Source organism: Streptomyces endophyticus (assembly GCF_035798155.1).
Lineage (GTDB): Bacteria > Actinomycetota > Actinomycetes > Streptomycetales > Streptomycetaceae > Streptomyces > Streptomyces endophyticus.
This window is the reverse complement of record NZ_JAOZYC010000019.1, coordinates 1-13,296: the sequence shown is the minus strand read 5'-3', so window position 1 is coordinate 13,296 and position 13,296 is coordinate 1. Positions and strand designations below refer to the sequence as shown.

The 13,296-nt window shown below is 71.0% G+C and carries 11 protein-coding genes and 1 pseudogene; 6 read left to right on the top strand and 6 right to left on the bottom strand.

What is annotated here, in order from left to right; genetic code table 11:
- Positions 1 to 1,316, bottom strand: a 1,316-nt coding sequence (locus OKJ99_RS04545) for an SCO5717 family growth-regulating ATPase (RefSeq protein ID WP_326014425.1), incomplete at its 3' end; no start/stop codon positions are given.
- 512 nt (positions 1,317 to 1,828) lie between these two features.
- Between OKJ99_RS04545 and OKJ99_RS04540 the strand changes: the two genes are divergently transcribed.
- Genes OKJ99_RS04540 through OKJ99_RS04530 form a run of 3 tightly spaced genes read left to right on the top strand, consistent with a single transcriptional unit; the run spans position 1,829 to position 7,140 of the window.
- Positions 1,829 to 4,039 (top strand): protein kinase domain-containing protein, encoded by a 2,211-nt coding sequence (locus OKJ99_RS04540; protein WP_326014424.1) that lies wholly within the window; start codon positions 1,829 to 1,831, stop codon positions 4,037 to 4,039.
- A 59-nt stretch (positions 4,040 to 4,098) separates the two neighbouring features.
- Positions 4,099 to 6,195: a serine/threonine-protein kinase gene (locus OKJ99_RS04535; RefSeq protein ID WP_326014423.1), complete on the top strand. Its 2,097-nt coding sequence runs from the start codon at positions 4,099 to 4,101 to the stop codon at positions 6,193 to 6,195.
- Between the two features lie 21 nt (positions 6,196 to 6,216).
- A complete protein-coding gene (locus tag OKJ99_RS04530) occupies positions 6,217 to 7,140 on the top strand; it encodes a serine/threonine-protein kinase (protein WP_326014422.1) in 924 nt (307 codons plus the stop codon).
- Here OKJ99_RS04530 and OKJ99_RS04525 read toward each other — a convergent pair.
- Positions 7,137 to 7,436 carry a DUF397 domain-containing protein gene (locus tag OKJ99_RS04525; RefSeq protein WP_326014421.1) on the bottom strand — a complete coding sequence of 100 codons (300 nt, stop codon included), beginning with the start codon at positions 7,434 to 7,436 and terminating at the stop codon, positions 7,137 to 7,139. The genes OKJ99_RS04530 and OKJ99_RS04525 overlap by 4 nt on opposite strands.
- 180 nt (positions 7,437 to 7,616) lie before the next feature.
- Here OKJ99_RS04525 and OKJ99_RS04520 point away from each other — a divergent pair, with 180 nt between their 5' ends.
- On the top strand, positions 7,617 to 8,477 hold the full coding sequence (locus OKJ99_RS04520) for a hypothetical protein (protein ID WP_326014420.1): 861 nt from the start codon (positions 7,617 to 7,619) through the stop codon (positions 8,475 to 8,477).
- Between the two features lie 62 nt (positions 8,478 to 8,539).
- Here OKJ99_RS04520 and OKJ99_RS04515 read toward each other — a convergent pair whose 3' ends face one another.
- Together OKJ99_RS04515 and OKJ99_RS04510 are read right to left on the bottom strand one after the other, a co-directional pair.
- Complete coding sequence (locus tag OKJ99_RS04515) at positions 8,540 to 9,457, bottom strand: hypothetical protein (protein WP_326014426.1); 918 nt, start codon at positions 9,455 to 9,457, stop codon at positions 8,540 to 8,542.
- 67 nt (positions 9,458 to 9,524) lie between these two features.
- Positions 9,525 to 9,959: a hypothetical protein gene (locus OKJ99_RS04510; protein WP_326014419.1), complete on the bottom strand. Its 435-nt coding sequence runs from the start codon at positions 9,957 to 9,959 to the stop codon at positions 9,525 to 9,527.
- Positions 9,960 to 10,298: 339 nt separating this feature from the next.
- Here OKJ99_RS04510 and OKJ99_RS04505 point away from each other — a divergent pair, with 339 nt between their 5' ends.
- Together OKJ99_RS04505 and OKJ99_RS04500 are read left to right on the top strand one after the other, a co-directional pair.
- The gene (locus OKJ99_RS04505; protein ID WP_326014418.1) at positions 10,299 to 11,084 is read left to right on the top strand and encodes a helix-turn-helix domain-containing protein; all 786 of its coding nucleotides are present in this window, start codon (positions 10,299 to 10,301) and stop codon (positions 11,082 to 11,084) included.
- An 8-nt stretch (positions 11,085 to 11,092) separates the two neighbouring features.
- A complete protein-coding gene (locus tag OKJ99_RS04500) occupies positions 11,093 to 11,284 on the top strand; it encodes a hypothetical protein (RefSeq protein WP_326014417.1) in 192 nt (63 codons plus the stop codon).
- Positions 11,285 to 11,415: 131 nt separating this feature from the next.
- Here the strand turns inward: OKJ99_RS04500 and OKJ99_RS04495 are convergent, their stop codons facing one another.
- Both OKJ99_RS04495 and OKJ99_RS04490 read right to left on the bottom strand, forming a co-directional pair.
- Positions 11,416 to 12,807 carry a S8 family serine peptidase gene (locus OKJ99_RS04495; protein WP_326014416.1) on the bottom strand — a complete coding sequence of 464 codons (1,392 nt, stop codon included), beginning with the start codon at positions 12,805 to 12,807 and terminating at the stop codon, positions 11,416 to 11,418.
- 87 nt (positions 12,808 to 12,894) lie between these two features.
- Positions 12,895 to 13,296 (bottom strand): annotated as a pseudogene (locus OKJ99_RS04490) (hypothetical protein); the annotation flags it as partial.

The window sequence follows — 13,296 nt, the reverse complement described above, 5'->3', positions numbered from 1 at the left end:
GGGTGCTGGGCGACGCACTCGGCTCGCAGGCGCTCTCGATCGACCACGTCGGCTCCACGGCGGTGCCGGGGCTGGCCTTGGGGTGGTGGTGTCGGCTGCGCGGGAGGCTGGGGGAAGGCGTGGGTGGTAGGTGGTGTGGGGGTGGTGGGTGGCTGTTGGCCCGGGGGCGGCGGCTGCGGGGTTGCGTAACCGGCTTGCGGCGCGGGGGTGTTGGGGGTGGGCTGCGGGAAGCCGTAGCCGGGCGGCGTGTTTGTGGCGGGGGCGGGTGGGCTGTGGGGTGGTGGCTGCGGAGGGCCGTATGCGCCCTGGGGTGGCATGGGTTGGGCGTCGGCCGGGGCGGGGGACTGCGGGAAGCCGTACGCGCCCTGGGCGGGCGGGGTGTTCGGGGCCGCCAGGGGCGGTTGGCCGGGCGCGGGGTCGGTCCACTGCGGGGGCGCGGGCGGCGCGGCCGGCTGGAACGACGGCGGCAACGGGGGAACCCCGCCTGCCGGAGGGGGCGGCGGAGCCCAACCCGTCGGAGCGTGTGGTGCGTTGCCGTGAGCCGGAGGGTTACCGGGAATCGGGAGCGTTGGGGCGGCCGGAGCCGCGGCCGCCGAGGCGGAACCGGGGGTGGGCGCCGGGGCGGCGTCAGTGGATGCCGCGCCGGTCTCCTCGGCGTTCGGTGCCGCGAGAGGGAAGTCGGTCTCCGTCGGGGCGGCGTCGGCCGTCTTCGCACGGGTGCTCTCCGTGTCGATGTCGACGTGCACCCGGTGGGCGTCGACCCACGCGCGGGCCCTCTCCTCGGGACTCTGGGCCTCCGTGGGCGCGGGGGCGGGCGGCTCCCCGAGCGCCGTGAGCTCCTCGAAGTTCCGCTTCAGTGAGGGCGCGGAGAAGCGCAGGGTGGTCCCGCTCTCCAGATCGCCGCTGTCCAGATCCCCGCGGTCCAGGCCCCCGCCGCCCAGATCTCCGCCGTCCAGGTCACCGATGTCCGGACTTCCGCTCCCCGGCCCCCGATTCCCCAGCTCGCGACCCCCGCCACCAGGTGCAGCCGTCGCCGCCCCCGCAGCCGTCGCCGCACCCGCAGCGGTCGGCTCACCCGGAGCCGCCGGAGCCGCCGGAGCCGCCCAACCCTCCGAACCCGCCCACCCCGGCGGAGCCACCGGCGTACCCGACTCCCAGTTCACCCCACCGCTCCGCGAACTCGCCTGCTCGTACCAGGGCGGAGGCGCGTAGTCGATCGTGAATTCGCCGGTCTGCTCGGCACTGGGCCCCGCGCCGGACGGGTCACCGGCGGGTGACTCGCCGCCCCCGCGGACATCGTCCCGATCGCTGCTCACAATGCCTCCTGGTGTGGTCGAGCACCGGCGTGCCTCCCCCGCCCCCCATGACGTGCGCGCGGGAACACAGGACACGTCCCGTCCCAGCCTAATCACCAAAACCGCCCGCACGGCAGGCTCGCTCACACCCCGTCGACTAGACTCGCCGCGCCGTGACTGGGGAGGTCGTGGCTCGGACGGCGGCGGGGAGGACGTGGCGTGCGGAATCGGATCAGGGGCGGTGCCCCGTCCCAGGGCCTGTCGTCAAACTCCCGTCTGCGCCGCGACGCCTGGCACGCACGCTCACGGCGTTGCCGAAAAGCCCGAGTAGCTCCTCCCCCAAGCTCTTAAGGAGCAGGGGGACCCCCTTCTAGGACTCTCTGGCGCCTTGCGATCGCACGCCCCAGACGCCGCGGCGCCGCCCTTCGGGCGACGACGGGAGTCTGACGACAGGCCCTGCGCGCGGCGCCCCCCCAACTGACCCGCATCCCAACTGACCCGCTCCGCAACCGACCACCGCGAGAACTCACCTCATGCCTACCGCGCTCACCCACGACGACCCCGTACACCTCGGCCCGTTCCGCCTCGTCGGGCGCCTCGGCAGCGGCGGGATGGGAACGGTGTACGTCGCGCGGACCGCCGGCGGGCGCACCGTCGCCGTGAAGACGATGCACGCCGGGCTCGCCTCCGACCAGGCGGGACGGACCCGGTTCCGGCTGGAGATCGACGCCGCGCGCGTCATCGGCGGGCAGTTCGGCGCGAAGGTCGTGGACGCGGACCCGCTGGCCGAGACGCCGTGGCTGGCCACCGAGTACGTACTCGGACCGCCGCTCGACGAGGCCGTCGAGACCGGTGGGCCGATGCCCGAGACGACCGTGCGCGCGCTGGGAGCCGCCCTGTGCGGGGCACTTGGGCAACTGCACCGCAGCGACGTCGTGCACCGCGACCTCAAGCCGTCCAACATCCTCGTCACGGCGTACGGCCCGAAGGTCATCGACTTCGGCATCGCGCGGGCCATCGGTGACGACCGGCTGACCCGCGTCGGATCCGCCGTGGGCACTCCCGCTTTCATGTCGCCGGAGCAGGCCACCGGCCAGGAACACGGCCCCGCCGGTGATGTGTTCGCGCTCGCAGGGGTGCTGGTGTTCGCGGCGCGCGGCAGCGGCCCGTTCGGGAACGGACAGGCCGCCGACCTGCTGTACCGGGTGCGGTACGGCGAGCCGGACCTGACCGGGGTGCCCGCCGGGCTGGTTCCCGTACTGGCGCGCTGCCTCGACAAGGATCCGGCGCGGCGCCCCACCACGTACGAGCTGTCGGCCCAACTGCACACAAGGGCAGGCGAGTTCGCCGACCACCTCTCCCCGGCGCTGCTCGGCGACATCGGGCGCCGGGCCACCGACGTATGGCAGATCGCCCCGCCGCGGCTGCCCGCGCCCCCGGCGCACACGCTCCCGCAGACCACCACCTCCGTAAACGCCACCGGAAGCGGCCCCGTGTCGCGGCGCCGCTTCCTCGCCGCCGGGGGAGTGCTCGGCGTCGGCGCGGTCGCGGCCGCGGGCGCCTGGTGGTGGACCGGCCACTCCGCGGAGGAGGAGCAGAAGAAGGCGACGGACCCCATGGCCCGCGACACCCGCAACCGCCGCGACCTCGAACCCCTCTGGAAGGACGAGGGCTACTTCGAGACCAGCGTCGTCGACGGCGGAAAGTCGATGATCCCGGCCATCGCCGACGGGGTGGCCGTCGCCATGCGCGGGTACGCCCGCGGCCTCGCCCTGTCCGACGGCGCGAAGAAGTGGGACGACCACATAGGCAGCGGATGGCAGTGGGCCGCCGCGGACGGCAAGCTCTACCACCTGTCCTACAACGTGTACGAGGACGACCGGGCCGGAGCGCCCGTCACCCTCGAGACGATCGCCCCGCGCACCGGCAAGAAGGTCAAGACGCTCGCCCGCCTCGCCGACACCACCGACCACCTGGAGGGGAACCAACTCCTCTGCGTCGCCGACGACATGGCCTACGTAGCGGTGGGCAAGGGCAAGGGCGACAAGCTCGGCTACGGGGGCGCGCAGAAGTGGACACTGCGCGCCGTGAACTGCCGGACCGGCAAGACCGCGTGGTCCCGGCCGCTGCCCAAGCGGGACGAGCTCGACCAGTCCATGCACATCCTCGGCGCGAAGGTGGCCGGCGGGCGCCTGGTGACGTACCAGCAGATGAAGGAGGACGAACCCCACATCGTCGTACGGGACGTGAAGACCGGCGGCATCCTGTGGAACGTCCCGTACCTCGTCGATGACGTCGCCACCCTGTGGGCCGGGATCGCGGCCGACGACACGCACCTCTACATCGGCGGCACCCGACTGCGCGCGGTGCGCCTGAAGGACGGCAAGGCGCAGTGGCAGACGCCCGAAGGCCGCGCGTTCGGGCCGCCGACGCTGGACGGCGGTGTCGTGTACGCGGTGGGCGAGGGCGTCGGACTCGCCGCGTACAGGGCGAGCGGCGGCGAACGGCTGTGGGTCGAGAAGGACGGCAGCGCCGACGAACAGTCCAGGGCCTGGCGACCGCTCGTCGGCAAGCAGTGCGCGTACTACCGCAACGGCGCCCAGCTGCGCGCCGTCGACCTCAAGAACCACGGGGTCGCGTGGACGTACAAGACGGACGGCGACCGCTTCTACGCGAACCCGGAGCGCACGCGGATCCTCTCCCTGAGCGACAACGCCAAGCTGGCCGCGTACCCCATGAAGTGACACCGCCCCCCACATTCCTCGGCTGACTCCACGACCGCCTCCCCGGCAGAAGGCCCCACATGAAACCCCTCGGCATCGGCGACCCCCTCCGCCTCGGTCCCTACCGCGTCCTCGGCGTGCTCGGCGAGGGCGGCATGGGCAAGGTGTACGTCGGTCAGGACGGCGCCGGAACGCTCGCCGCGGTCAAGGTTCTCAAGCCCGAACTCGCCCACGACACCAACCTCGCCCAGCGGTTCGTGCGCGAGGCGCAGGCCGCACAGGCCGTACGCAGCAAGGGAGTCGCGAACGTCCTCGGCGCGTGGACCGAGGGCGGCCGCCCGTGGATGGCCACCGAGTTCCTGGCGGGCCTCACCCTCGACCAGGCCGTCGAGGCGCACGGACCGCTGCCCGAACCCACCCTGCGCGCCCTCGCCGCCTCCCTCGCGCACACCCTCGCCGACATCCACGCGGCCGGCTTCATCCACCGCGACCTCAAGCCGCCGAACATCGTGCTGACGTCGACGGGCCCGCGCATCATCGACTTCGGCATCGCCCGCCCCGAGCACGGACTGACCCTCACCACGACCGGGGAGGTGCCGGTCACCCCCGGATACGGGGCCCCCGAGCAGGTGCTCGGCCGCCGCGTCACACCGGCCGCCGACATCTTCTCGCTGGGCGCGGTGCTCGTGTACGCGGCCAGCGGACGGCGCGCGTTCGACGGCGGACACGTAGCGGCCGTGCAGTACGAAGTGGTGCACGGTGAGCCCCAACTCCAGGGAATCCCACCAGAGTTGCTGACACTGATCGCGCCCTGCCTCGCCAAGGACCCCACCCACCGCCCCACCCCAGCCCAGATCGCCGAGGCGATGCGGCCGCCCAAGGGCGCCGAGAAGACCTGGCGGCGCGGCTCCATCGCCGACGCGATCACCGAACGGGAGACCGGCGCCCGGCACCTCGCGACCACCATCGTGGGCGGAACGCAGCAGCCGCAGAAGCCCGCCATGTCACGAAGACGCCTGCTGACGACGCTCGCCGTCGGCGGCACCGTCGCCGCGGTGGGCGGCGGCACGGCCGCGTGGTGGTACGGCTCGCGCCCCGACAGCGCCCTGTTCGACATCCCGGCCGCGGCCAAGGCTCCCGTACAGGCGCTGAAGTCCAAGCCCGGCGACGACTACGCCGAGAACGGCGGGTCCATGAAGCTGTGGACCGTCACCACGGCCGACGCCACCTCACCCGAACTGCTGCCCGTACGCGACGTGTTGGTGTTCGCGCTCGGCTCCGGCGGCATCGGGGCGTACGGGGTCAAGAACGGCACGCGACGGTGGTCCGCCGAAGGCCTCCGGGCCAGGTCCGGCTACGTGTCGCTGGCCGACCGGCTCGTCGTCGGCGCGGACGAACAGGGAACGCTGCACACCTTCGTGCCCTCCACCGGAGCCGCGAAGTGGACGTGCGAGCAGGCCGAGGCCGAGACACTGCTCGCCGCGGGCGTCGACGCGGTCTACATGCTCACGAAGGACGACCGGCTGCGCTGCGTCAACAGCGAGGACGCCGAGGTGCGGTGGACGGTCACCGTGCCCGCGAAGTTCCGCAAGAAGCTGCACGGCCCGGCCGCCGTCGGCGGGGGCGTCCTCGTCGTCCCGTCCACCGACGGCACGGTGCTCGCGGTGCGCACCGACGACGGCCGCACGGCGTGGAAGCAGTCCGAGGAGTCCGAGTCGGTCGTCCGCCCCGCGATCGCCGACGGCATGGTCTACCTCAACGGCAAGACGCTGGAGGCCTACCGGCTCCGCGACGGCAACCGGGAGTGGAGCACGTTTCCGCTCGGCGGCACCAACTCCGTCTACAGCAAGTGGGGTCCGCCCGAGGTCCGGGGAAACCGGGTGTACGCCAACGCCGTCGACGTCACCCGATGCCACAACCGGGCCGACGGCAACCAGGAGTGGTTCGCGGTCGGCCCGTCCACCACCAGCCGTGTGCTGACGCAGGGCACCAGCGTCTGGTCCGTCGACGACGGCGACGGAATCGGCGAACTCCAGCTGAAGGGCATCCCGCGCAAGGACGGCAAGGACGCCTGGACGACGAGGTACCCCCGCCCCCACTACTCCCAGCTCGCCGCCGCCGGCAACCGGGTGTTCCTGCTGCTGGACAGCGCCGTGCACGCGCTGAGCGTCTTCTGAGGCCGAAGGGAACGACGACACATGCAGAGCGCCGCGCAACAGGTGGGCCCCTACCTCCCGCTCACCTCCATCGACTCCACCGACGCCACCGGCCTCGCCGTCGAGCAGGGACGTCCGGTCCCCGCCGTCCGCCGCATCGCCCGCACCCCCGGCGGCGACCGCACCGTGCTCCTCAGCACCCCTGCCCCCGGCGTCGACCCGAACCGCTTCATGGCCGAAGCGGACGCCGCGCGCTACCTGTTGGGCAGTTGGACGCTGCCGACCGTCGAGCTGGCGCCACCCGGCGGGGCACCCTGGCACGCGCGCCCGTACGTCCCCGTGCTGCCACTGCCCACCGCGCTCGCACTCCACGGCGGACCGCTGCCGGAGCACACCGTGCGCGCCCTCGGTGTCGCGCTCGCCGAGACCCTGTCCGTCATCCACGGCCAGAGCCTCGTCCACGCGGGGCTCTCCCCAACGGCCGTCCTGCTCTCCTTCGACGGCCCGCGCCTCGACTGTTTCGGCGCGGTACGGGCGGCGGCACCCGAGGGCGCGGTACGGCGCGACCTGCCGGGCGTCGACGCCACGGCCCTCGCGCCGGAGCAGGCGGCGGGCGGACAGCCGCGCCCGCTCGGCGACGTGTACGGACTGGGCGCGACGCTCGCCTGTGCGGCAACGGGCCACACGGTGCCCGAGCGGGAGGAACTCCCGGCGTCGCTGCGGTCACTGGTGAGCCGATGCCTGTCACGGGACCCGGTGCGGAGGCCGCAACTGGCGGAAGTGGTGGCCGAGTTGAGCGCGGGGACGGGCGCCGCGCGGCAGCCCGCCGGCTTCGGGACCACCGACCACGCGTCGGCCCTCCTGACCCCCGGCTGGCTGCCCGCCCGCCTCGTCGCCGCGCTGGCGCACCAGTCGGCTTCGGTGCTGGACGCGGACATGCCGGCGCCGGGCGCGTACGGGTATTAGGCCTCCGGGCCACCCTTGCGCGGAGCCGACTCCAGGTCGAACTCCCCGTCCCGGGCGCCGAGTACGAACGCCGTCCACTCCGCCTCGGTGTACCGCAGCACCGTCTCCGGCTCGAGCGACGAACGCATCGCCACGGCGCCGTCCGGCAACTTGGCGATCTCGACGCGCTCCTCGTCCTGCTCGGTGCCGGGAGCGCTCTCCCATGTGACACCCGAGATGTCGAGCGCGTACAACTCGTTCTTCTCGCGCTCCTTGCGGGCCTCGATCTCCCCCGGCGTCTCGCCTGTGGTCCCCACGCCGCACCAGCCCTTTCCGTTGTCCCGCGACAATCACTGTCAGCTTAGTGGGAGTTGCCCGGCGACCACGGTGAGCCGAGGGAACGGGACTCTTTGGTGGAGGAAGCGGCCCGATGGGCACACGGGCCTTGTGGGTCCGGGAGGATGTCCTGACACATCCGCACGGGGAGGACTCCAGCAGTGAGCAGCAACCATCCGGGCCCGTACGCCGGCCAGCCCCAACAACCGGGGCCGTACGGCGCGCAGCCGGGACCGTACGGACAGCATCCGGCTCCGCCGTACGGGCAGCCGCAGTACGGCGGTTACGGATTCCCGCCGCCGCCACCACGCCGCGGCGGTCTGGGGAAGACCCTGGTGTTCGTCGCGTGCGGGGCTGCGCTGATGACGTTGGTCGGCTTCGGTCTGTTCTGGATCCGCGACGCGCAGGGCCCGGACGACGACGGCCCGCACAAGCTGACCGCGCCGTCGACGATGTCGTTCGCCACGTACTACCGCGCCGGCGACGAGTCGGACCCGCAGCTCGCGACGGAAGATCCCAAGAAGTTGGCGTGGTACGAGATGGAGAAGCCCACGGAGATGGCCGCCAGCTACTCCGACGAGCTCGTCGACAACGTCGACACCTCTGACCCGGACGCGGCCCAGGACACGTTGCAGCGTGCGCAGAACAGCAAGCGGTTCTCGGTCACGGGTGCCTACGGCGAGTTCCGCAAGCCCGGGCTGGCCCTGACCTACTACTTCGGCCTCGTGGAGGACAAGCTCACCGAGGCCACTGACAAGGCCCCCGGCCACGTCGTCTCGTCGATGGGTGTGCCGGAGGAGACGGAGGCGGACTCGCTCGACGGCGCGACGATGAAGTGCGCGGACTTCAGGGTGGACAACTGGGACGACGACGACCCGGCCACTGAGACGTCGGTGTGCGGCTGGGCCGACTATTCGACGGTCGGGGTGGTCACTCCGTACGACGGCACTCTTGGGATGTTGGAGCAAGACTCGGCGGAGCTCACGGGACACATCCGCAGCGAAATGCGCGTCGAGAACTAGCGCGTTGGGCCAGGGGAGGCCCAGAGGGGCGGGCGCTCCTCTGGGCCTCCCTGTGCCATGCGTCAGGGGGCGAAGAGATCCGCGGGATCGGAGACATGGACCGCGCGCTCCGCCCACGCGGTGAGCTGCTCCGCGTCGGTGCAGGCGAGGACACGGTCCCGTACGACGTCGGGGGCGGTCAGGCCGCGCCATTCGAGGATACGGAGGATCATGTCGGCCTGAGCCTGCGAACGCCCCAGTTCCCGGCCTTCCTCCCGGCCCTCCTCCCGGCCTTCTTCCCTGCCCTCTTCGCGCACCTTCTCCGCGACGGGATGGCGGAAGAAGTAGCTCACCTCGGTCATCAGGTCCCTCCAGATCTCCTTCGCCTGGGGATTGACCAGGCCCGTATCCACGAACTGCGCGAGCATCCCCGCGCTGTCGCCCTCAATGGTCCTCAGTGCGGCTGCGAGCGGTTCCAGTATCGCAGCGGCGTCCCGCCCACAGCCATGAACGATCGCGGAGAACGCCGCCAGCGACGGGTCCTCCATCGCCTGCTTCTCGTCGGTGATCCTCGGGACGTTGTCAGGACCGAGCACGAGTGGCCGCACCGTCAGCGACGGCCACTCCTTCAGCCCGAGCCGAATCGGCCGCGCCGCCCAACGGGCGGTGGCCCGGCTCTGCGTCAGCACGATCAGGACCGGCTCGATGCCGTACTTCGCGTACAGATACGCCAAGTAGTAAGCCCAGCTGCCCGGCTTGGCGTCGTCGCGCTTGCCCTGGGACTCGTACGCGAAGAGGTAGTTGCCCTCGTCGGTGTCGACTCGCATCAGGGTGTCGACGCGTCTCTCGACCGGGGTCACTTCGGTGAGGTCGGTGTTGAGTACGGCGATGTCGCGGGCCTCGGGAAACGGCACGTGGAACAGGCGCTGGAAGTTGCGCACCATCATGGCCGTTTCCTTGCGGAAGAAGTGGTGCATGGTCTCGTGCGGCGAGCCGACCACGATCCCCCCTCTCATGGTTCCGATTGCTCAACGAGCCGGGGCGCGTCGAGGTCGCGCCGTGGTGACGTCAGTGAGGGAGGCCGATCCAGGTCAGCGTTCGGGAGGGCGGGGTGTGGGTGTGGGGCCGGGCATGGGTATCCAGGACACCCCAGGTGCCGCCCCAGTCGTCGATGGCCGCGGAGAGCAGCCAGAGGCCCCGCCTGGTACAGGGCGCTGCCGGTTGGGCACTGTGTGCGAGTAGCCTCAACCCCCGCTCGTACTCGGCGAGTTCGATGTGAATGGCGGTGTCGGGGGCCGTGCGTGCCGCGCAGGCTGCGAGCTCGGTGACCGCGAGGCACGCCACCAGAGCGAACCGGTCCAGGCCGTGTCGGTGCAGCGCCGCCGTGACGGCGCTGCGGGCGATGCCGGCCGACGCGGTGGTGGCGGGGAGGGTGACGGTGAGCGCGAGCGGGTGGCGCTTCCCCGGGGCGGCGGCGGGCGGCTGGTGCACAACGGTGGGCATGGCCGACTCCTCTGTGTGGGGCGGGAATACGGGTCAAGTCGCTACGTGTGCGGCACTCACGGGCGCGGGCAGTGGCCTGCCTCCCCGGGCGCCGGGCCGCCCCTCCCGGGGAGGAGGTTGCGGGCAGCACGGCGCGGTGCGCTTCAACTCGCTTGCGTGAGCGGTGCGTTACTGACTGTAGCGCAGGTTGGGTCTACGTGTAGAACCTTTCGGGATGGACCTCTGGATCCCGTGCGAGGCAGACTGTCCCGGTCACCATCCAAGGAGGGGCAGATGCCACCGAGGCGTAATCCGACCTGGCGCCAACGTCGGGTCGGGTCCGAGCTGCACAAGATGCGGATGAGCGCGGAGCTCGGCACCGAGCAGGCCGCCGTGCTGATCGGTTCGCCGCGCAATTACGTCGCGAACCTCGAATCGGGGCGCACCGGAGTGAGCGCGGCGCGCGTGCGCGCCATCGCGTCGAGCTACGGCGGCATCGACGACGCCTGGAGCAATGGCCTGGCGGCCCTCACCGCGGAGCGAGGTGAGGGGTGGTGGGAGCGTGACCGTGGAACTGTCCCGGACGGATTCCTCGACATCGCGGAGATGGAGTGGTTCGCCTGCGGGCTGCGGGTCGCACTTTCGGTGCACCTGCCGGGTCTGCTTCAGACCGAGGAGCATGCACGAGCGCTGTTCGGTGCCGTGTTCCCACCACTCTCCGAAGAGGCCAGGGAAGCCCGCATCGCTCACCGGTTGGGGCGGAGCCAAGTGCTCGACCGTCCGGATCCGCCTCTCCTGGAAATGGTCATACACGAGGCCGCGCTGCGCATGGAGTTCGGTGGACGGCTCGTGGCCAAGCGGCAGTTGACGCGCATCCTGGACGTCAGCGAGCGCGACAAGGTGCAGATCCGGGTCATCCCCTTCGCGGTCGGCGCCTTCCCCGGTGCAGGACAGTCCGTCACCTACGCGAAGGGTGCTGCCCCTCAGCTCGACACCGCGCTCCTGGACAGCACCCACGGGCCGGAATTCATGAGTTCCGACGCGCAGTTGCGCAAGTACGCCTTGCAGATCGACGCGATGGTGGAGGTCGCCCTGCCGCACGTGGCGTCACGCGATTTCATTCACAAGATCGTCAATGAACTGTAGGAGCGTGCATGCCTGACATCACCTGGGACGAACCCTTCTGCGGCGAGGCCGCGAACTGCTTCCGACTCGGCATAGACACCGACGGCAACGCCTACGTCGCCGTCAATGGTGTGGAGGACCACTACATCACGGACAGCCGTGACGCTCTGCGCCGCATGATCCTCGACATAAAGGGGGGAAAGGCCGACCACCTTCTCTGAGCTGGTGGGGAGGAGGTACGTGACTGTGACGCCGAACTTCGACGGGTTCGTGGTTGCGCGTCACAGTCCGTTACGCGTGTGGAGCGCACGCGTGAGGCCCGCGGCCTCACGTCCCGCTCGATACGGTGCGCCTACTGGCGCGGCGGGCCCCACTGCGGGGGCTGCTGCTGGCCGTAGGGGCCGGGCTGCTGGGGCTGGGGCGGGTAGCCGCCCTGCTGGTAGCCGCCCTGTTGGTAGGCGTGCGGGGGCATGCCCACAGGGGCACCAGGTCCGCCGGGGCGGCCCGGGCCACCGCGGTTGTTCTTGTTGCGGGAGACGATGACGATCACGACGACCACCACGATGAGGACGAGCGCGGCGATGCCGATGCCGACGTAGAGGAGCACGTTGGAGCTGTTGTCGTCGTTCGAGGCGCTGGACGTGTCATCGGTTGCGGGCGAGGAGGCCCCGCCGGCCTTGTCTCCCGAAGCCTTCGGAAGTGCGGACAGGTCCCACGGGCCGTTCGCGCCGCCCTTGGGGATGTTGGCGGTGAGGGCCTTGAGCGGGCTCAGGTCGCCGTAACCGTGGTACGCGTCGGGGAGCTTCGACTTGTCGACACCCTTGGCGATGTACGTGGACTTGATGACACGGTTGACCAGCTGGCCGGGGGTGTAGTCCGGGTACTTCTGCTTGAGGAGGGCGAAGGTGCCGGAGGCGATGGCGGCGGACATGGAAGTGCCGTCGCCGGTGACGTAGTCGCCGCTGACGAACTTGCCGTCGGCCTGGTAACCGCCATCGCTGGTGGCGACGATGATGTCCTTGGCGGGGGCGGTGAACATGAGTTTCTTGGAGTAGTTCTCGTCTTCCCAGGGGGTTCCGTTCTGGACGGAACCGCCGACTTGGGTGACGCCGGGAACGGAGCCGAGGCCGCGCTTCTCCTCGACACCATCGTTGCCGGACGCCTGGACGACGACGACGTCGTGGGCGAGCGCGTAGGCGATGGCCTTTTTGTCGATTTCGTCTGCGTATTGTTGCTCAATGGAGATGCTGATTACGTCGGCGCCTTGGTCGACGGCGTAGCGGATCGCCTCGTCCCATTCGCAGGCAGTCTTTTGGTCCTTGCCGAAGCCGCGGCCCTCGGAGGAGAAGATGTCCACTGGCAGGATTTTCGCGTCTGGAGCGATGCCCAGTACGCCTGCGCTGTTCCCAGCCCCGTGGCCGTGGCCCGCGATCAGCGAGGCCATGCCCGAGCCGTGATCGTCGAGCTTCTCCTCGTTGGCCGGCTTGCCGTCCGAACAGCGCTTGCCTGCAAGCACGTTGCCCGTCATGTCGGAGTGCGTGCCGTCGACGCCGTCGTCGAGTACGGCGACGGTGACGCCCTTGCCGGTGGCGACTTTGTGAACGGCGTCGATGTCGAACGCCTTGTTCTGCCACTGGTTGTTTCTGGTCGCGTCCGCCGAAGCGGTGGACGCGGTGCCGAGCACCAGGGCTCCCACCATGGCTGCGCCACCGATTGTGCGGAGCGTCCTGTGCGCGAAGCGCATGCTCTGACACCTTTCTGCATCGGGTTCGTGCTTGTCGTACGTGGGGCCCGCGACCGGGTGGTCGTGGGCCCCGTGAACGCTATCTCGTTATTCGATGACGGGCGGGTTGGCCTTACGGTCCTTGGGCGTCCAGGTTTCCTTGTCCTCGGAGAGGTAGTCAGGGAGACGGCTGTTGTTGCCACCCTCGCCGCGCTGCTTTCCGGCGCCGCGTCCGCCGGCGGCTCCGGCGGGGCCGAAGCCACTGCGACCGTTCTGGCCCTTGCCGCCGGCGCCGGTACCGCCCGCGCCGGCGCCACGATTGCGAAGCCCCGAACCGCCAGGGGTGAATGCCCCGCCGGTCTTGCCCTTCGCTCCGCCGACGACGCCGCCCTTCGCACGTGCGGAGGCGCCCGTCCTACCCGCGCCTCCCTTGCCTGCGGCTCCGCCCGCGCCATGGGCGCCACCGCCCATGCCGCCCATGCCGCGGCCAGCACCCGCGCCGCGGCCGGC